This window comes from Streptomyces sp. NPDC048419 (assembly GCF_043200415.1).
Lineage (GTDB): Bacteria > Actinomycetota > Actinomycetes > Streptomycetales > Streptomycetaceae > Streptomyces.
This window is the reverse complement of record NZ_JBICXT010000021.1, coordinates 63,957-81,649: the sequence shown is the minus strand read 5'-3', so window position 1 is coordinate 81,649 and position 17,693 is coordinate 63,957. Positions and strand designations below refer to the sequence as shown.

General features: G+C 71.8%; 16 protein-coding genes, 1 pseudogene and 1 riboswitch. Of the genes and pseudogenes, 6 read left to right on the top strand and 11 right to left on the bottom strand.

Annotation, left to right across the window (positions count from 1 at the left end; all coding sequences use genetic code 11):
* Nucleotides 1–157: 157 nt before the first annotated feature.
* From ACGFYN_RS34665 to ACGFYN_RS34640, 6 genes are all read right to left on the bottom strand, one after another.
* Entirely contained in the window at nt 158–1,009 is an 852-nt protein-coding gene (locus ACGFYN_RS34665) for an ECF transporter S component (protein ID WP_393869900.1), read from the bottom strand.
* Nucleotides 1,006–2,676: an ABC transporter ATP-binding protein gene (locus ACGFYN_RS34660; protein ID WP_393869899.1), complete on the bottom strand. Its 1,671-nt coding sequence runs from the start codon at nt 2,674–2,676 to the stop codon at nt 1,006–1,008. Before ACGFYN_RS34660 ends, ACGFYN_RS34665 begins: the two co-directional genes overlap by 4 nt.
* A complete protein-coding gene (locus tag ACGFYN_RS34655) occupies nt 2,673–3,737 on the bottom strand; it encodes an energy-coupling factor transporter transmembrane component T (protein ID WP_393869898.1) in 1,065 nt (354 codons plus the stop codon). Before ACGFYN_RS34655 ends, ACGFYN_RS34660 begins: the two co-directional genes overlap by 4 nt.
* Nucleotides 3,730–4,404, bottom strand: coding sequence for an SCO2322 family protein (locus ACGFYN_RS34650; RefSeq protein ID WP_393869897.1), 675 nt, complete (start codon nt 4,402–4,404; stop codon nt 3,730–3,732). Before ACGFYN_RS34650 ends, ACGFYN_RS34655 begins: the two co-directional genes overlap by 8 nt.
* A 5-nt stretch (nt 4,405–4,409) precedes the next feature.
* Nucleotides 4,410–5,651: a prenyltransferase/squalene oxidase repeat-containing protein gene (locus ACGFYN_RS34645; RefSeq protein ID WP_393869896.1), complete on the bottom strand. Its 1,242-nt coding sequence runs from the start codon at nt 5,649–5,651 to the stop codon at nt 4,410–4,412.
* A 133-nt stretch (nt 5,652–5,784) separates the two neighbouring features.
* Nucleotides 5,785–5,852, bottom strand: a riboswitch (cobalamin riboswitch).
* 117 nt (nt 5,853–5,969) lie between these two features.
* Complete coding sequence (locus ACGFYN_RS34640; protein WP_393869895.1) at nt 5,970–6,815, bottom strand: PP2C family protein-serine/threonine phosphatase; 846 nt, start codon at nt 6,813–6,815, stop codon at nt 5,970–5,972.
* A gap of 201 nt (nt 6,816–7,016) precedes the next feature.
* On the opposite strand from ACGFYN_RS34640, the gene ACGFYN_RS34635 reads away from it, so the two are divergent.
* Both ACGFYN_RS34635 and ACGFYN_RS34630 read left to right on the top strand, forming a co-directional pair.
* Nucleotides 7,017–9,122: an ATP-binding protein gene (locus tag ACGFYN_RS34635; protein WP_393869894.1), complete on the top strand. Its 2,106-nt coding sequence runs from the start codon at nt 7,017–7,019 to the stop codon at nt 9,120–9,122.
* A 40-nt stretch (nt 9,123–9,162) separates the two neighbouring features.
* Nucleotides 9,163–9,825, top strand: coding sequence for a phosphotransferase (locus ACGFYN_RS34630; RefSeq protein ID WP_393869893.1), 663 nt, complete (start codon nt 9,163–9,165; stop codon nt 9,823–9,825).
* Between the two features lie 34 nt (nt 9,826–9,859).
* Here the strand turns inward: ACGFYN_RS34630 and ACGFYN_RS34625 are convergent, their stop codons facing one another.
* The 3 genes and pseudogenes from ACGFYN_RS34625 to ACGFYN_RS34615 all read right to left on the bottom strand — a co-directional run bounded on the left by ACGFYN_RS34625 (nt 9,860) and on the right by ACGFYN_RS34615 (nt 11,753).
* The gene (locus ACGFYN_RS34625; protein ID WP_393869977.1) at nt 9,860–10,249 is read right to left on the bottom strand and encodes a RidA family protein; all 390 of its coding nucleotides are present in this window, start codon (nt 10,247–10,249) and stop codon (nt 9,860–9,862) included.
* Nucleotides 10,250–10,261: 12 nt separating this feature from the next.
* Nucleotides 10,262–10,693, bottom strand: a pseudogene (locus ACGFYN_RS34620) (nuclear transport factor 2 family protein); the annotation flags it as partial.
* A gap of 10 nt (nt 10,694–10,703) precedes the next feature.
* Nucleotides 10,704–11,753, bottom strand: coding sequence for an MBL fold metallo-hydrolase (locus tag ACGFYN_RS34615; protein WP_393869892.1), 1,050 nt, complete (start codon nt 11,751–11,753; stop codon nt 10,704–10,706).
* Between the two features lie 188 nt (nt 11,754–11,941).
* Between ACGFYN_RS34615 and ACGFYN_RS34610 the strand changes: the two genes are divergently transcribed.
* Both ACGFYN_RS34610 and ACGFYN_RS34605 read left to right on the top strand, forming a co-directional pair.
* Nucleotides 11,942–13,399 carry an aldehyde dehydrogenase gene (locus ACGFYN_RS34610; protein WP_393869891.1) on the top strand — a complete coding sequence of 486 codons (1,458 nt, stop codon included), beginning with the start codon at nt 11,942–11,944 and terminating at the stop codon, nt 13,397–13,399.
* Nucleotides 13,400–13,404: 5 nt separating this feature from the next.
* Nucleotides 13,405–13,638 (top strand): ferredoxin, encoded by a 234-nt coding sequence (locus ACGFYN_RS34605; RefSeq protein ID WP_393869890.1) that lies wholly within the window; start codon nt 13,405–13,407, stop codon nt 13,636–13,638.
* Between the two features lie 71 nt (nt 13,639–13,709).
* On the opposite strand, the gene ACGFYN_RS34600 is transcribed toward ACGFYN_RS34605, so the two are convergent.
* Nucleotides 13,710–14,807 carry a hypothetical protein gene (locus ACGFYN_RS34600; protein WP_393869889.1) on the bottom strand — a complete coding sequence of 366 codons (1,098 nt, stop codon included), beginning with the start codon at nt 14,805–14,807 and terminating at the stop codon, nt 13,710–13,712.
* Between the two features lie 706 nt (nt 14,808–15,513).
* Here ACGFYN_RS34600 and ACGFYN_RS34595 point away from each other — a divergent pair.
* On the top strand, nt 15,514–16,362 hold the full coding sequence (locus ACGFYN_RS34595; RefSeq protein WP_393869888.1) for a tetratricopeptide repeat protein: 849 nt from the start codon (nt 15,514–15,516) through the stop codon (nt 16,360–16,362).
* A gap of 90 nt (nt 16,363–16,452) precedes the next feature.
* The gene (locus ACGFYN_RS34590) at nt 16,453–16,656 is read left to right on the top strand and encodes a hypothetical protein (protein WP_393869887.1); all 204 of its coding nucleotides are present in this window, start codon (nt 16,453–16,455) and stop codon (nt 16,654–16,656) included.
* A 330-nt stretch (nt 16,657–16,986) separates the two neighbouring features.
* Here the strand turns inward: ACGFYN_RS34590 and ACGFYN_RS34585 are convergent, their stop codons facing one another.
* Nucleotides 16,987–17,622 (bottom strand): 1,4-alpha-glucan branching protein, encoded by a 636-nt coding sequence (locus ACGFYN_RS34585; RefSeq protein ID WP_393869886.1) that lies wholly within the window; start codon nt 17,620–17,622, stop codon nt 16,987–16,989.
* Nucleotides 17,623–17,693: the final 71 nt, after the last annotated feature.

The following is a 17,693-nucleotide window of genomic DNA, read 5'->3' as shown; positions in this document are numbered from 1 at the left end:
CCTTTTACTAGTTGTGGTCGCATCTGGGATCGGTGGGGTTCGTGTGATCTGGCTCTCAAAGCGCAGGTCGGACGCTGTTTTGGCGTGAACATGGCGTCCGAAATGCACTACTAGGGGGATTAGTGAGTGACGTGAGTCATGTGGGGTGCTTCACCGCTCAACGGGGGTCGAATGTGACCGCGGTCTCGAAGGCGGCACGGCGGGTGGCTCTGCGTAGTGCCTTGAGTACGGCCGGGCCGAGCGCGAGCGTCAGCACCACCGTGACGAGGGCCCGGCCCATGTCCCAGCCCAGCGAGGTGGCCGTGCAGTACGCGACGAAACGGGCCAGGTTGGCGGAGACGGCGGCATGCGGGTCGAAGGCGATGCCGGAGGCCAGCGCGCCCATGAAGGGCCAGCCGGCCAGGTTCATGATCGTGCCGTAGGCGAACGCGGCCAGGAAGCCGTAGCCGGCGAGCAGGCCGATCTCACCGCGGCCGCGCAACCGGTCCGGGCCCGGCAGCAGGCCCGCGCCCATGGTGAACCAGCCCATCGCCAGCATCTGGAACGGCATCCACGGGCCGACCCCGCCCGTCAGCAGCGCCGACGCGAACATCGTGAGCGAGCCCAGGGTGAAGCCGAAGCCCGGGCCCAGGACCCGGCCGCTCAGCACCATCAGGAAGAACATCGGCTCGATACCGGCGGTGCCCGCGCCGATCGGGCGCAGGGCGGCACCGGTCGCCGCGAGCACGCCGAGCATGGCCACGGCCTTCGGGCCGAGCCCGGACTCGGAGATCGTCGCGGCCACGACGGCGACCAGCAGGACCAGCAGACCGGCGAAGAGCCAGGGGGCGTCCTGGGCGTGGGCGTTGAGCGCGGAGCTGGGCGGGGCGAGGAAGGGCCAGCCGAAGGCGGCGACGCCGATGACGCTGACCAGGGCGAGGGCGGCGACGGAACGGGGGCCCAGGCGGATGGCCTTGGCCCGGGTGGGTGCCGCTGTGGTGCGGGTGGCTTCTTCGGCCGGCGCGGTCATCCCAGTGCCTCCCGTACCTGCGCGACCGTGAGCCACTCCTGCGGGGCCAGGATCTTGGTGACCTGCGGGGCGAAGGAGGGGGAGGAGACGACGACCTCGGCGGTGGGGCCGTCGGCGATCACCTCGCCCTCGGCGAGCAGCACCACCCGGTGGGCCAGCTCGGCGGCCAGTTCCACGTCGTGCGTGGCCAGGATGATCGCGTGGCCCTCCGCGGCGAGGGCGCGGAGCAGGGTGACGAGGCGGGCCTTGGCCGCGTAGTCCAGGCCGCGGGTCGGCTCGTCCAGGAGGAGCAGGGGCGGGCTCGCGGTGAGGACGACCGCGAGCGCGAGGGTCAGGCGCTGGCCCTCGGAGAGGTCGCGGGGGTGGGTGTCGTCGGGGATGCCGGGGAGCAGCTTCGTCACCAGGGCGCGGCAGGTGCCGGGATCTGTCTGGGCGTCGCGGTCGGCGGCGGCGCACTCGGCTGCGACCGTGTCCGCGTAGAGGAGGTCGCGGGGTTCCTGGGGGACGAGGCCCACTCGGCGCACGAGGTCCTTGGGGGCCGTGCGGTGGGGGATGACGCCGGTGGTCAGGACCTCGCCGGTGGTGGGGGCGACCAGGCCCACGAGGGTGTTGAGCAGGGTGGATTTGCCGGCACCGTTGCGGCCCATGAGGGCGATGGTCTCGCCGGGGGTGACGGTCAGATTCACGTCGCGCAGGGCCTGTACGGGGGAACGGCGGACGGAGAGGGAGCGGACCTCCGCCACGAACGTCGGAGCCGGACTCACCGGGTTCTTCCGGCGGAAGCGGCGAGAGGAGGGAGCGGGGGTGGGGCGGTGCGCCACGGCGGGAGGTTCATGAGGCGCCGCGGTGAGCCCGGAGAGGCCATCGCGGAAGGCGCCGGCCCGGCGCCGTGCGTCGCGCACCGTCAGCGGCAGCGGGGACCACTCGGCCAGGCGGCCCAGGGCCACCACCGGGGGATACACCGGTGACACGGCCATCATCTCGGCCGGGGCGCCGAGTTGGGGCGGCGCGCCGGGGGAGGGCATCAGGGCGACCTGGTCCGCGTACTGGATGACCCGTTCCAGGCGGTGTTCGGCCATCAGGACCGTCGTGCCCAGGTCGTGGACCAGGCGCTGGAGGACGGCCAGGACTTCTTCCGCGGCCGCCGGGTCCAGGGCGGACGTCGGTTCGTCCAGGACCAGGACCTTGGGGTGCGGGGTGAGGACCGAGCCGATCGCGACGCGCTGCTGCTGGCCGCCGGAGAGGGTGGAGATGGAGCGGTTGCGGAGGTCGGTCAGGCCCAGGAGGTCGAGGGTTTCCTCCACGCGGCGGCGCATCACGTCGGCGGCGAGGCCCAACGACTCCATGCCGTAAGCGAGTTCGTCCTCGACCGTGTCCGTCACGAAGTGGGAGAGCGGGTCCTGGCCCACCGTGCCCACCACGTCGGCGAGTTCGCGCGGCTTGTGGGTGCGGGTGTCGCGGCCCGCGACCGTGACGCGGCCGCGCAGGGTGCCGCCCGTGAAGTGCGGGACCAGGCCGCTGACCGTGCCGAGAACCGTGGACTTGCCGACCCCCGACGGGCCGACCAGGAGCACCAGTTCGCCTTCCGGAACCTCGAAGTCGACGCCGCGCACGGTGGGTTCGGCCATGCCGTCGTACGTCACGCAGACATCCTCGAAGCGGATCACGACGGCTCCTTGGGGGCGATGAAGGCGGGGAGCAGGCCGAGGAGGACGGCCGCGGCCGGCCACAGCGGGAGGGCGGGGGCGACGAGCGGGACGACGCCCGGGTGCAGCGCCGGGTCGTCAGCGGCGGCGAGCGTGAGCAGCGCGGCGACCGCGGCGCCGGAGCCGGCGACCAGCCAGGCGCGGGCGTCCCAGCGGTCCGGGCGGTAGCGCGTGCGCAGGCTGCGGCGGCCGCCCAGGCGCAGGCCGGCCAGGGCCGCGGCGACCCCGGCGAGCAGCAGGGGCAGGCCGTAGGTGCCGCCTTCGGCGGTGAGCAGGCCGTACGTTCCCGCGCAGACGCCGAGCAGGCCGCCGAGGGTGAGGGCGGCGGTGGTGCGGCGTACGGCGGGCGGGACGTCGGCGGTGCGGCCGTAGCCGCGCGCGTCCATCGCGGCGGCCAGGGCGACGGAGCGCTCCAACGCGCCCTCCAGGACCGGCAGTCCGACGTGCAGCAGGCCGCGGACGCCGCTGTCGGGACGGCCGCGCAGCCGGCGGGCGGCGCGCAGCCGCTGGACGTCGGCGATGAGGTTCGGCGCGAAGGTGAGGGCGACGACGACCGCGACGCCCATCTCGTACAGCGCGCCCGGCAGGGACTTCAGCAGACGGGAGGGGTTGGCGAGGGAGTTCGCGGCGCCGACGCAGATGAGGAGCGTGGCCAGCTTCAGGCCGTCGTAGAGGGCGAAGACGAGTGATTCGGCGGTGACCTGTCCGCCCAGGCGGATGCCCTGCGCCCAGTGCGGGAGGGGGACTTCGGGGAGGGTGAGAAGCACGTGCGTGCCGGGGATGGGGGAGCCGAGGGCCACCGCGAAGAACAGGCGGATGACGAGGACGGCGAGGGCGAGCTTGAGGAACACCGAGTAGGAACGGGCCCAGGGGGCGCGGGGGCGGCAGGTGACCACGACGTAGGCGGACGTGGCTATGAGCAGCGCGAGGACGAGCGGGTTGGTGGTGCGGGTGGCCGCGGTGCCGAGGCCGAGCGACCACAGCCACCAGGCACCGGGGTGCAGCGTGGGCCGGCTAGCCATGCCTGCGTCGCCGTGCCTGCCACACTGCCGCCGCACCCAGCAGGGCGACCGCGCCCGCGCCCGCGAACAGGCCCACGGACGGGCCGCTGTCGCTCTTCGGCGCCTCTCCGGCCTTGTTCGCCTTGTCGGCCTTGCCCGTCTCGCCGGGCGCGGCCGTCGCCTTCTTGCCGCCGCTGACCTGCTCGCCGCAGCCCGTCCGCGGATATCCGGCGATCGCGCACAGCAGGGCGTTGGTGTCGTAGCGCAGCGGCTTGGCCACCGAGGCCAGGGCGTCGGCCGTCGTGGCGTCGGCGGGCACCCGTGCGCAGGCCGTGCGCCCCGCCGGCGGGGTCTCGCCGGACGGGGCGTCCGCCGCTGTGCCGAAGTCGAGGACGAGCGCCACGCGCTTGGTGCCCTCTTTCGCCGGAGTCCGCGCGCAGATCGCCGAGAACGACGTCGTCCCGCGCGGCTTCGACGCGTCGCCCGAGTCCTCGCTCACCGAGAAGCGGAAGCCCTGGACGTCGCCGTCGGAGGGGCGGGCGGTGGCGGGGCCCTGGGTGGCGTAGGTCCACCGACCGGCGGCGTGGTCCCAGAAGGACCAGTAGCGGTAGCCGGTGGCGTGGGCCTGGCCGGTGGCGGTCAGGGCCAGCAGCAGCGTGGCGAGCAGGACGGCACAGCGGCGGATCACGGCTGTCACCTCTTGTTGCGGGCGCTGAGCAGGAAGCCGATGCCGATGCCGGCGACGAGGAAGACGGCGACGATCCACCAGACGCCGAAGCCGGAACCGGAGCCCGAGTCGTCCTTCTTGTCGGAGGTCTTGTCCGCGGCCTTGGCCGAAGTGGTGGCGGTGGCGGCCGGCTTCGGGCCGGTCGCGTTGAGGAGCCGCACCAGGTCCTGGCCGCCGAAGTCGTGCACGTTTGCGCCGTAGGCCTTCGCGGCGAGGATCAGTTCCGCGTACGCCGCCGGTCCGGCCTGCTCGGCCCACGGCCCGGCGTTCGCCTCCAGCCAGCGCACGGCGCCGGCCGCCTGGTCGCCCTGGCCGGCGGTCGTGAGGGCGAGGACCGCGTCGGCGGTGTTGCCGTAGTCGGGCTGGGGCTTGGCGCCGGGCAGGGCCGTGGTCAGGTGGTGGTCCTTGGCCAGGGCCTTGGTGAGGTAGGCGGCGCCGTTCTGCGCGGCCTGCTCCGGGGAGCTCGCGTCCTTGCACGTCGCGGCGGTGCCGGTCGGCTTCGCGGCCGCGCCGGTCAGGCCCTTGCCGAGCGCGCCCACGACGGCCGCCGCGGTCGCGTCCGGGTTGGCGGCGAGCTTGCCCTTCTTGTCCGGCTGGAAGGCGAAGGCGCCCGCGTCGGCGCCCGCGTCCTTGCCGTCGCAGGGCAGGGCGAACGTCAGCAGGGCGTCGTAGGGGGACTTGCCGCCCTTGGCGACCTGCGCGGGCTTCTCCCCGGCGGCGTTGAGCGCGCCGATGACGACGGCGGTCGAGTTGGCGTCGCTCGGCCCGCCCGCCGTGTAGCCCCAGCCACCGTCCTTGTTCTGTACGGACTTGAGCCAGGTGACCGCCTTGCCGCGGGCGGCGTCGTAGCCGCCGAGCGCGGCGAGGGCCTGGACGGCGGCGGCCGTGTTGTTGGTGTCGGCCATGACCTTGGCGTCGCAGGCCTTGGCGGCGTCCGCGCGGAACGGCGCGAACGACCCGTTCGCGCACTGCTGCCCGACCAGCCAGTCCACGGCCTGCGCCGCCGGCTTCACGCCGGCCTCGTCCTGCGCGAGCAGGGCCAGTGACTGGCGCCAGACGCCGTCGTACTTGGGGTCGGAGGTGCCGTACAAGCCGGCGGGCAGTGCGGCGGACGGGGACGGCGAGGGGGTCGCGGCGACGGCGGGCGCGGCCGCGCCGATCACGGCTGCGGCTGCCAGGGCCGCTGCGCTGCGGCGGAAGACGTTCATGATCGGCGGGTGCCTCTCCTGCTGGAGCGGGCAGCACGGGGACACCCCGGGCGGCTCGGCTCCGTATGCCTCGACGGTGCGGTGCGCCGGCGGGCTGCCGGCACTGGTGAGCCGGTCACGACCGTACGGAGCAGTCCGGCTGGCCGCCCTGGGCGGGGCGGTTCACGGTTGCGGGTCAGCGCCGGAATTGCACCGGCTTCCCCCCGTACGGGTGTGATACGACCTGGCCACTCTACCGGCCCGTAGAAATGGGCTGAGAGCCGCCTGTGGACAGGGCGGCGCATCAGGTCGGCCCTGTGTCCGGCCGGCCTGGCGGGCTCAGATCGTCCGGCGGGTCGCGCTCATGATCCGTGCCGGTGTCTCGGCCGGCTGGCACAGGACCAGGGCGAGGTCGTCGGTGCGGCGGACGCCGGCGTGGGCGACGACCCGGTCGTAGAGGGAGTCGAGCGCGTCGTCGGGCAGCGGCTCGCGCAGGGCGCCGGTGGCCTCGGGCAGGAGCGGGAAGGGGGTGCCGTCGGGGGAGCGGGCGTCGGTGAGGCCGTCGGTGTAGAGGAGCAGCCGGTCGCCGGGCTGGAGGTGGAAGCGGTGCTGGCGCGGGTCGGGGTGCAGTCCCAACGGCGTTGCCGCAGCGTGGGGTTCGAGCAGTTCCACGCGCTGTCCGGCGCGCAGCGGGGCGGGGTGGCCGCAGTTGACCAGGCGGACCTCGCCGGGTGCGAACTCGGCGAGCACCGCGGTGACGAAGTCCTCGGCGTCGAGCTCCGGGGCGAGCCGCTTGTCGAGGTGGGTGACGAGGGTGGGCAGATCGGGTGCGGTGTAGGCCAGTTCGCGGAAGGCCGCGATCGTCGCCGCGGTCAGCCGCAGGGCCTCCATGCCGTGGCCGCGGACGTCACCGACCAGGATCCTGAGGCCGTACGGCGTCACCGCGACGTCGTACAGGTCGCCGCCGATGGCCGACTCGGCGCCGGCGCAGTGGTAGCGGGTGCACACGTGGGTGCCGGCCAGGTCTCGGGAGAGGGGGCGCAGGATCAGGTGCTGGGTGCTGCGGGCCACTTCGCGGGCCTGGGCGAGTGCCGCCTCCAGGGCGAGCAGGGTGTGCCTGACGTTCAGCCAGACGCAGGTGAGAAGCGCTCCGATCAGGATGGGTGCGATCGGAAGTGTGTGCATGGCATTCATCGGCGTTGCCCTTGCCACCCTCTCTGCTGCCCCCGCACGACGATGTCCGAATATCTCCCTTACGTCGCGCGCCGACATGGACTTGAGCGCAACTCATCGGAATATGCCGCGAACTGTCCAATTCCCGTGATCTTTCTGTCGTGCTTGGCCATGTGGTGCAGGGGTTCGTCCGAGGCGGCGACACTGGTGCGCGTGTCTCGGAAGAACGTGGTGCACAGGCCCGGGAACCTGCCCGCCGACGCCCGTCTGTTCGTCGGAAGACTGGGCGAACTCGACTGCCTGGAAGACGAGTTGGGACCGGGCGGAAACGGGCGTCTGCTGACCCTCCTCGGGGTCGGCGGCGTCGGTAAGACGCGGCTCGCGCTGCGGGCGGCCGAGCGGGCGTCCAAGGCGTACGCCGACGGGGTGTGGCTGGTGGAGCTGTCCGCGCTGCGCGCCCGGGGGCAGGTGCCGCTCGCCGTGATGGAGGCGCTGCGGCTCGCCGACCAGTCGACCGGCCCGGTGACGGACGCGCTGTGCGCATGGGCCCAGGACAAGCAGCTGCTGCTCGTCCTCGACTCCTGCGAGCACCTGCTGGCGGACTGCGCGGACCTCGTCGCCGATCTGCTGATCGCCGCGCCGGGGCTGCGCGTCCTCGCCACCAGCCGCGAACGGCTCGGGCTGCCGGGCGAACGGGTGCTCGCGGTCGACCCGCTGCCCGTCGGCGACCCGGAGGATGATCAACAGGCGGACGCCGAGACGCTGTTCACGCAGCGGGCGGCGCGCGTCGACGCCTGCTTCGAGCTCGACGAGCGGACCCGCCGTGAGGTGGGCGACATCTGCCGTGCCGTCGACGGCATCCCGCTCGCGCTCGAACTCGCCGCCGCCCGGCTGGCCACCCACAGCCTGGGTGCGCTCCACGCACTCCTCACCGACCGCCTGCGCTCCCGCTTCGAGGTCCTCGAGACGGAGGAGTGCGAGGGCGAAGGGCCGCCGCGGCACTGGACCCTGCGCACCACCATCGGCTGGAGCCACGAGCTGTGCGCGCCGCTGGAGCGGCTGCTGTGGGCGAGGCTGTCGGTCTTCGCCGGTACGTTCACCGGCGCCGCCGCCACCTGGGTGTGCGGGGGCGGTCCGCTGGTCGGCGACCAGGTCCGGGGCCTGCTGCTGCGGCTGGTGCAGCAGTCGATCGTGCTGCGCGACCCGGTCGACCCGGACCGCTTCCGGCTCCTGGACACCATCCGCGAGTACGGCGCCGGCTGGCTGCGTGAGCTGGGCGAGGAGGAGGCGCTACGGCTGCGCCACCGCGACCACTACCGGCGCTTCGCCCGCGAGGCGTGCGCCGACTGGAACACGAGCCGGCAGGTGGCCTGGTGCGACCGGGTCGTCGCCGAACACGCCAACCTGCGGGCCGCGGTGGACTGCGCCCTGGCCGCGCCGGGCAGCCCGGTCGCGCTGGAGACGGCGGGCAGCGTCGGCTTCCTGTGGCGCAACTGCGGGATGCCGCGGGACGCCCAGTTGTGTCTGGACCGGGTGCTCGCCGAGGAGCACGCGCCGGGGCCGGACCTCGTGCTGGCGCTGTGGTCGCGCGGGGCCGTGGCGATGAACCAGGGCGACCTCGAAAGGGTGCACGGCTGGGGTGTGCGGTGCGCCGACGTGGCGCGCGAACTCGGCGACCCCGCCCTGATCCGGGCCTCCGCCTACCTCACCGGCGGGTATCTCGCCCTCGTCGGCCGGCTGTCCGAGGCGGTCGACGCCCTGGCGCCGAACCCGCAGGTGCTCATCGGGACGGACTGGCGGGGATCCGCCCTCGTGATGAACAGCCTGGGAGTGACCTACAGCCACCTGTACAGCGGCGACCACGACAAGGCACGCGAGGCGGCCCGGGCGACGAGGGCGAGCAGTGTGCGGTGCGGTGAACGCTGGTCGCGGTCCTTCATCGACGCGATCCTCGCCCAACTGGACGTCGCCCGCGGCGACACGGACGCGGCACGGCGCAACTGCCGCGACGCGCTGGCCGGGCACCGGTCGCTGCACAACACGCTCGGCCTGGCCTTCACCCTCGACATCCTGGCCCAGGCGGAGGCGACGGGCGGCGACGGCCGGTTCGCCGCCCGCGTCCAGGGCGTCAGCGAGCGCATCTGGGAACTCCTCGGGCGCGCCCAGATGGACTCCCCCCAGCAGATCGACGCCCGCCGCGCCCGCGAACGCACCCTGCGCGCCCGCCTCGGCGACGAGGCCTACGAGCAGGCGTACGGGGAGGGCACGGCGATGTCGTACGACGAGGGCCTCGACCACGCCCTGACCGGCGACGCCTGACCCATCGCCCCGGCCGGGTCACGTAGGTAGTTTTCAGCCCATGGGGATCACGGGGAGACTGCTCGGCTCGGGGCGCGTCAACGACGTGTACGAGATCGACGGAACATGGGTGCTGCGGCGGAACCGGGAGGGGTGGGGCGACGCGCTCGCCGAGGGGGCAGTGATGGAGCATGTGCGCGCGTACGGCTATCCCGTGCCCCGCGTCCGGCTCGCCGAGTCGACGCCGACGGAGCTGGTGATGGAGCGGTTGCACGGGCCGACGATGCTGGAGGCCTACGGCGCAGGGCTCATCGGTGCGGCCGAGGCCGGGGAGGTACTCGGCGGGCTGCTGCGGCAGTTGCACGGCATTCCCGGTCGCCGGTCGGCCGATCGCCGCATCCTGCATCTGGACCTGCACCCGGAGAACGTGATGCTCACGCCCGACGGGCCGCGCGTGATCGACTGGAGCAACACCGAGGAGGGCGACCCCGGTCTGGACTGGGGCATGTCCGCCGTCATCCTCGCGCAGGTCGCCGTCGGCGACGAGCCGATCGCCGCTCCCGCGCGCGAACTGCTGGACGTGCTCCTGGCCGATCCCTCCCACCTCACCGAAGACGGGCTGACAAAGGCCCGGCGCCGCCGTGCGGCCGACGTGATGATGAGTCGCCGGGAGGTCGAACTCCTCGGGGAGGCCGAGGAGTTGATCAGGTCGTACTGGCCGTGACCCGTGCCATCGGCACCTGGGCGGACCGTGCCGCTCACCCCACCACGGCCACCGCGTCCACCTCCACCAGCACCCCTTCGCGCACCGGCCGCACCACCACCGTCGTACGGGCGGGCAGCGGTGTGGAGTCGGCGAAGAAGTCGCGGTAGACGCGGTTGAAGTCGCCGAAGTGGGCGCGGTCGGCCAGGTAGCAGGTGCAGCGGACGATCGAGTGCCGGTCTCCGCCGGCCGCCGCGACGACGGCCTCGACGTTGGTGAGGACCTGCTGCGTCTGCGCGGCGAAGTCGGCCGGCATGTCACCGGTGGCCGGATCCAGCGGGCCCTGCCCGGAGGTGAAGAGGTAAGGGCCGCTGCGCACCCCCTGGGAGAGCGGAGGTTCGGTGCCGTCGGGGAAGGGGATGAAGGGGGCCGCATCCGTCTGCACACGCACGGGGCCGCCGCCGAAGGGCAGGACCAAGGTGCGGCCGGCGAGCAGCCAACTGCCGTCGTGGCCACGGCGGAAGGTGTCCTCGTAGTGGCCGACCTGGAACGGCGGCCCGGCCGGCAGCATGCCGCCGCTGTGACCGTCGACGCGGTACGTGGTGAAGTACGAGGTCGCCGAGGCCGTGTCCGCGGAGGTCACCGTCACCAGGACGTTGGACATCATGCGGCGGGAGAGACGGTCGGCGGGACGGGATCCGAAGTACCTGCGCAGCGCGTCCCGGCCCTCGACGCGCCGCCCGTCCCCCGGAGCCGGCCACTCCCACGCCCCGTCCTCGGTGAACAGCTCGGCCACGGACGCCGGTTCGTCCAGATCGAGGCGGTGGACGAAGTCGAGGATCAGGCGTTCACAGGCACGTTCGGCGAGCAGTCGCTCCAAGGGCTCCATGAGTACGCATTCATACGTTGCCGACGGCCAGGTACGCCACCGGATCACTGCCCGCCACCGCCTCCGCCCGCCCCAGCTTCACCAGCCGCCGCAGGTGCGCCTCGGCCTCCGAGACGGCGATGTTCCGTGATCCGTAGGGGATTTGGGCCCAGGGGCGGTTCCACTCCATGCGCTCGGCGAGCTGCCAGGGCGTGAGCGGTTCGACCAGCAGGGCCTGGAGCCCGGTGAGCCGTTCCTCGTGGTGGTCGAGCAACTCCCGTACGCGGGCGGCCGCGTCGGAGAAGACGTACTGGTGGGCGGGGAGTACCTCGGCGGGGGCGAGCCGGCCGACGCGTTCGAGGGAGTCGAGGTAGTCGCCGAGGGGGTCGGTGACGGTGGCGTCGTCGGGGTCCTCGTACAGGCCGATGTGGGGGGTGATCTCGGGGAGCAGGTGGTCGCCGGAGAACAGGCGCCCGCGGCGGCCGGGTTGGCCCGGCGTCCGGGCGGGATGCTCCTCCTCCAGGTGCAGGCAGACGTGGCCGGGTGTGTGGCCCGGGGTCCAGATCGCGCGCAGCCGCCTGCCGGGGAGGTCGAGGAGTTCGCCGGGGACGATCTCGCGGTCGGGCAGGGCGGGGGAGAGGCCCGGAAGGGTGGGGCGGGGAGCGGCGTCGCGCAGGGGTGCCACGTGCTTCTCGGGGGCGCCGGCGGCGGTGAGTTTGGCGGCCATGTAGGAGAGCCAGCGGCCGGGCCTGGTGTCGCGGGTGCGCCGCACGATCGCGGTGTCCGCGGCGTGCATGGCGATCCAGGCGCCGGACGCCTCGCGCACCTTGCCGGACAGGCCGTGGTGGTCGGGGTGGTGGTGGGTGATCACCACGCCGTGGATCTCGCCGGTGGAGGTGCCGCAGGCGGCCAGTCCGTCCGCGAGGGTCTGCCAGGAGTCGGGGTCGTCCCATCCGGTGTCGATGAGGACCGGGCCGCGGTCGGTGTCGACGACGTACACGAGCGTGTGCCCGAGGGGGTTGTCCGGGATGGGTACCTGGACGGACCGTACGCCTCCGCCGTGGTCGGTGACCTGTGCCATGGGTTCCCCTGTCGCCGCGTTCCCGTCACTATAACTAGAACCAGTTCCAATGGGAGCCCAAGTCACCTTTCGCTGCGCTGCGGACTCCTCCTCTGCGACTCCTCCTCTGTGGACTCCTCCGGGGGGAACTGGTATCAGTTCCCGTATCTGATGAACCGTCAGAGCCAGCTCCGGGGAGGCAGTCGGTCATGACCGAGCTCGTGGAACACGGACAGCTGTTCATCGGCGGGGAGTTGACCGATCCCCTCGGCAAGGACGTCATCGAGGTGATCTCCCCGCACACCGAGGAGGTCATCGGACGGGTGCCGCACGCCTCGCCGGCGGACGTGGACCGGGCGGTCGAGGCAGCGCGCCGCGCCTTCGACGAGGGGCCCTGGCCGCGGATGTCGCTGGAGGAGCGCATCGAGGTCGTCACCCGGATCAAGGACGCGATCGCCGTACGGCACGAGGAGATCGCCCGCGTCATCTCCTCCGAGAACGGCTCGCCCTACTCCTGGAGCGTCCTCGCCCAGGCCCTCGGCGCGATGATGGTGTGGGACGCGGCGATCACCGTCGCCCGCAATTACACCTACGAGGAGACCCGCGACGGCGTGCTGGGCAAGATCCTGGTGCGCCGCGAACCGATCGGGGTCGTGGCGGCCGTCGTGCCGTGGAACGTCCCGCAGTTCGTGGCCGCCGCCAAGCTCGCGCCCGCGCTGCTGACCGGCTGCACGGCGATCCTCAAGCCGTCGCCCGAGTCGCCGCTGGACGCCTACATCCTCGCGGAGATCGCGCGCGAGGCCGGGCTGCCGGAGGGCGTGCTGTCCGTCCTGCCCGCCGACCGCGAGGTGAGCGAGTACCTCGTCGGGCACCCGGGCGTCGACAAGGTCTCCTTCACCGGTTCGGTGGCGGCGGGCAAGCGCGTGATGGAGGTCGCTTCCCGCCATCTCACGCGCGTGACACTGGAGTTGGGCGGCAAGTCGGCGGCGGTCGTGCTGCCGGACGCGGACGTGGAGTCCACCGTCGCGGGAGTCGTCCCGGCCGCGTGGATGAACAACGGGCAGGCGTGCGTGGCCCAGACCCGCATCCTCGTACCGCGCTCGCGCTACGACGAGTTCGCCGAGGCCTTCGCCGCCGCCGCGGGTGCGCTCGTGGTCGGCGACCCGCTGGACACCGCGACCCAGGTCGGCCCGCTGGTCGCCAAGCGGCAGCAGCAGCGCAACCTCGACTACATCCGCATCGGCCAGGAGGAGGGCGCCAAGATCCTCACCGGCGGCGGTCGTCCGCCGGGCCTGGAACGCGGCTGGTACGTCGAGCCGACGCTCTTCGGGAGCGTCGACAACTCGATGCGGATCGCCCGCGAGGAGATCTTCGGCCCCGTCATCTGCCTTCTCCCCTACGGCGACGAGTCCGAGGCCGTGAAGATCGCGAACGACTCCGACTACGGGCTGAGCGGCAGCGTGTGGACGGCGGACGTCGCCCACGGCATCGACGTGGCGCGGCAGGTCCGAACCGGCACGTACTCGGTGAACACCTTCAGCCTGGACATGCTCGGCCCCTTCGGCGGCTACAAGAACTCAGGTCTGGGGCGGGAGTTCGGGCCCGAGGGATACGGCGAGTACCTCGAACACAAGATGATCCATCTCCCGGCCGGCTGGGAGGGATGACCGGCATGGGCGACCGCTGGCACGTCGAGGTCGACCGCTCCCTCTGCATCGGCTCGGCCCAGTGCACCCACCGCGCCGAGGGCGCCTTCCGCCTCGACTCCGCCATGCAGTCCCACCCCGTGGAGCCGGAGACCGACGCCAACGAACGCATCCTGGACGCCGCGGAGAACTGCCCCGTCGAGGCGATCGCGATCACCTTGCTGGGCAGCGGGGAGCCGGTCTTCCCGCCGGAGGACTAGGACCGGTTCAGCCTCGGATCATGTGGTTGCGGCGAGGACCTTCAACCACATGATCCGAACCCCGATCAGCTCTAGGCGAGGGGCAGGGTCAGTACGTAGTCCGTGCCGCCCGCCGCTACCAGGTGACCTGCGTGGTAGGTGAGCTCCGCGGGGATCGTGCACGACATCGACATGGCGTCCACCGGGTGGTCGGGCATCGTGCAGCGGTTCGAGGACGGGGTGGCCTTGGCGACGGCTCGTACGCTGCCGGGGCGCACATGGAGGACGTACTCGCTGCTACGGCTGTAGACGTGGGCGTAGACGCCGTCGGCGCCGTCGTCGGTGAGCCAACCCACCTGCAGTGAGGTCAGCTTCTCGGACACGCCCTCGGCTCTCGCGGGCAGTGCCGGACGGCTGACGGTGCCGTCGGGGGCGATGGTGCGCAGGCCGGCGAGTGTCTGGGCGTGGAGGGGGCCGGACGCCGTCCATACCGTGCCCGACCGGTTCACGGCGCCGGCCTCCATCAGCGTGTTGGCGACCTCCTTGGCGCCCGTGGCGGGCAGTTGGAGGAGGCGGGTCAGCCGGCCGTCCTTGAGGGACCACAGCACGTCGGTGTCGACGAGGACGAGGGAGCCGTCGGGACGGACGCCCGCGAGCCACGGGGCGTTGTAGGTGGCGTGGACGGAACCGACCGGCGCGGAGGCCGGCTCCGGGGTGCCCACCTTGCGGTCTTCCGCCGCGAAGGCGGCCACCACCTGGGACGTGCCGTCGGGCCGCCACCGCAGGACGTCGGTGCCGCGGGCGGTGAGGAAGGTCCCACCAGGCTCGGCGACCAGGCCGTGGTTCTCCCAGTCCACCGACTTGCCTCCGCTGACGTCGGTGGCGTGTATCGCGTGGTCGGCGTCGAACCGCAGCAGGTAGGCGGCCATGACGCGCAGCCGCCCGTCGGAGCCGTAGGCGATGCCGGTGGCGTTCGTGTTGAGGGCGTAGAGGGCGCTGACGACGTCGGAGGGCAGCTTGCGCATCGCCGCGGTGTCGTTCACGTCCCACTTGAACTGCTTCGCCGCCTGGCCCTTGTGCGGCTTCTTGCTGCCGCCGCCGCAGCCTGCCACGCCGGCCAGCGCGACCAGGGCCAGTGCCACGGCGAGGACGCCGTTACGAGTGCGCCGCCGGCCGATCCGAATCCGCATGTGTGCGTGCCCCCCAGGCTCCGCCGGCCCGCGTGAGCCGACGTCAGGTGGGACGCGGGAGGAGCACGGGGCGTTCCGAGCGACACCCGGTTGTGATCAATGAGCTGGCGGGAGGCCGGCGCAGGACCTCGAAGACACCCCCTAGCCGGCTTGGAGAGTGGCGACCACGCCCCTGACGCGGGTGCCGTCGGGCTGCGTCCAGGCGCCGCTGACATGGCCGACGGCGTCTCGCGCAGGCGCGTCGCTCCCCACCGGTGTCAGCACGCGGTGCAGCCGCAGCGTGGTGAGCAGCTTGCCGAAGCAGCGCGGCCGGTCTTCGCGTCGGCGGACTCGACCTTGTCACCGGTCTCGATCTTCCCGATCGCCATACGACGCTCTGCCCATCGCGCGCACTCCGCATCCCTTCATGGACAATTCCGGTGGAGCCGGCGCGTATTACCTCTCGCACGCGGAGAAGCAGGCTTCCGTCCTGAATCCGGGGTATGCGATATCGGTCAGCCGAGAAATGTGCGATGACTGCATATCCTGGTTCCAGAGCCGATCCCGGCAGCTTGGAGTTCCGATTTTCGTTTCCGATCCGACAGCGATCCATGTATTCCTGCCGGATGGTGGTTGGCATTCCTTCGACTATCCGTCCTGGTGAAATCGGCTCATCTGAGGTGATGCAGTAGAATCACGCACGGATCTTTTGGTTCTGGAGGCGCATATGGGCGAGAGTGTATTGGATTGGCATCTTTTTCCGGCCGGTGTCTCTGTGGCGGAGTTGATCAGGCGGGCAGAGGATGCCGATGCTCGGGGTGACCTGGTCGGCGCCGGAAACTGGTACTTCCATGCCAAGCGCCGTGGAGCGGCAGGCGTGCGGGACAGGATCGCTGCGCTCGTTCCGGGTCTTGAATCGGCTGTGGCTCAAGGGGACGTCGATGCGAAGGCGCTGCTCGCCGCCATTCTGCTCGATCGGAAAGGCGATCTGAGTCGCGCCGCGCGCCTTTTCGGCGAGGCTGCGGACGCGGGCGTTGTGGAGGGAATGCGCGAGTTGGCGTTCATGCTGACCAACGGTCTGGGTGTGGGGCGTGACCCGGCCCGAGCCAATGCCCTGTTCCGGGCGGCGGCCGACGCTGGGGACGGTTATGCCGCCTTCAATCTTTCAGTCAATTATCATCAGGGTGTCGGTGGCCCACGCAATTTCCGGGATTTCTCGCGCTGGCTGCAGGTTGCGGCCGATCTGCGGATTCCGGAGGCCTGTGCCGTCCTCGGTGACCAATTGGCCAGGAAAGGAGAAGACCAGGAGTCCCTCGGCTGGTATGTCAAGGCCGCTGAGTCGGGGCATGCTCCTGCGATGTTCGCGGCGGCCCGCAGATACCGTGACGGCGTCGGCTGCGAGGCCGATCCCGTGCAGGCGGTGAGATGGTTTCTCGCCATGCTCGACCGGGGCAACGGCGACGGAATTCATGAGGCGATCAGGCTGGCGCCGTCCATGACGTCCGATCAGATCCGGCAGGCCGGGCGACTGTCCGGCCGTGAATCCGAGGCGGAGTCGTTGATACGGCCCTCGTGATCGAGGCCCTGTCCGCGACGGCCTGGCGCCGTCAGCCTTTTGCCGGCGCCTCGGACAACTTTCCTCTCGACGGCCTGGAGGGCTGACCTCATGTCGTATCTGATCACGGGGCTCGTCGGCGTGCTTGCCGGCATCCGGGCGCTCAGGCTGCGGCGGCGGCAGCTGAGTGCAGCTGCCACGCCGTCCTCCGCGCTGGTTCTCCGCCCGGCGCTTCTCGCCGTGGTCGCCGGAATCGCCATCGTTGGCGGGCTCTTTCTGCTGGCGGGCGGAATCCTCGTCCTGGTCCAGGGCTGAGCGCCCAGCCCTGACAGTCCGGCCACAGCGCGGCCAGACGGGCCGGTGCTTGCTGCGCGGGGCGCAGGCATCTGGGTCATGCCGGGCATGAACCGCTGAGTCTGACGGAGGCTCCGGACTGTGCCGAGTTGGGTGGAGCCGAGTCACTTGGTTTCGTGCTACCGCGGAGTTCGAAGTTCGTACTCCACCCGGCTGAGCATGCTCAGCACCGGACATGGGCAGGACCAGGCAGGAGCTCAAGTCCAGTGTTCGTGGTGCTGGCCTGCGCGGCGCGGGACTCGTACTGATCTGTAGGCGTCGCCATCCCGCGGCCACAACTGCGTCATGAGCTTAGGTGGCTTGGAGAGTGGCGACCACGCCCCTGACCCGGGTGCCGTCGGGCTGCGTCCAGACGCCGCTGACGTGACCGACGGCGTCTCGCGCAGGCGCGTCGCTCTCCACCGGTGTCAGCACGCGGTGCAGCCGCAGCGTCAGGTCGCCGCCCGCCACGGTGAACTCGGTTGCGTCCTTGGTGTCTTGGGGTGCGCCGAGGTCGCCGATCGGTCCCTTGCCGGTGTAGGAACGGGCGACCTCCCGGTCGAGGGTGTCGCTGAGACTCTGCGCGTGCGCGGGGGCGCGTCCCTCGACCAGGGCGAGCAACTCCGCGGTCAGTACCGGGTCGTGGCAGCCGTCGTAGGCCCAGCGCGGACCGAGCACGCCGTGCTCCATGGTGCCGACGAGTGCTTGCTCGGCGCCCTCGAGCGGGGCGGCGCGGTAGGTCAGGGGCACGAGGTACGCCCCCGACGCCGCCTCCCTGACGACCATGAACTCGATCCCGACCTCGCCCTCGGGGTCGTCCAGCCGGAACCCGCCGGCCTTTACCAGCTCGGGATCGGCGGTGCCGCGGTACCAGGGGCGGGTGGGCAGCCAGGTGTGGAGGAGTTCGAGCTTGGTGGGTGTCACGGTGGTGCGGTGGATGATCGACATGGAGCGATTGTCCGGCCGGGCCGGGACGTCCCGCCAGACAATTTCGGCCGCGTGTCACACGGGCACCTCGC

Coding starts and splice junctions, on each gene's coding strand:
- ACGFYN_RS34610 (WP_393869891.1), top strand. CDS start 11,942: ATGACCGAGCTCGTGGAACACGGACAGCTGTTCATCGGCGGGGAGTTG.
- ACGFYN_RS34630 (WP_393869893.1), top strand. CDS start 9,163: ATGGGGATCACGGGGAGACTGCTCGGCTCGGGGCGCGTCAACGACGTG.
- ACGFYN_RS34665 (WP_393869900.1), bottom strand. CDS start 1,009: ATGACCGCGCCGGCCGAAGAAGCCACCCGCACCACAGCGGCACCCACC.
- ACGFYN_RS34655 (WP_393869898.1), bottom strand. CDS start 3,737: ATGGCTAGCCGGCCCACGCTGCACCCCGGTGCCTGGTGGCTGTGGTCG.
- ACGFYN_RS34590 (WP_393869887.1), top strand. CDS start 16,453: ATGTCGTATCTGATCACGGGGCTCGTCGGCGTGCTTGCCGGCATCCGG.
- ACGFYN_RS34605 (WP_393869890.1), top strand. CDS start 13,405: ATGGGCGACCGCTGGCACGTCGAGGTCGACCGCTCCCTCTGCATCGGC.
- ACGFYN_RS34640 (WP_393869895.1), bottom strand. CDS start 6,815: ATGCACACACTTCCGATCGCACCCATCCTGATCGGAGCGCTTCTCACC.
- ACGFYN_RS34595 (WP_393869888.1), top strand. CDS start 15,514: ATGGGCGAGAGTGTATTGGATTGGCATCTTTTTCCGGCCGGTGTCTCT.
- ACGFYN_RS34645 (WP_393869896.1), bottom strand. CDS start 5,651: ATGAACGTCTTCCGCCGCAGCGCAGCGGCCCTGGCAGCCGCAGCCGTG.
- ACGFYN_RS34585 (WP_393869886.1), bottom strand. CDS start 17,622: ATGTCGATCATCCACCGCACCACCGTGACACCCACCAAGCTCGAACTC.
- ACGFYN_RS34600 (WP_393869889.1), bottom strand. CDS start 14,807: ATGCGGATTCGGATCGGCCGGCGGCGCACTCGTAACGGCGTCCTCGCC.
- ACGFYN_RS34615 (WP_393869892.1), bottom strand. CDS start 11,753: ATGGCACAGGTCACCGACCACGGCGGAGGCGTACGGTCCGTCCAGGTA.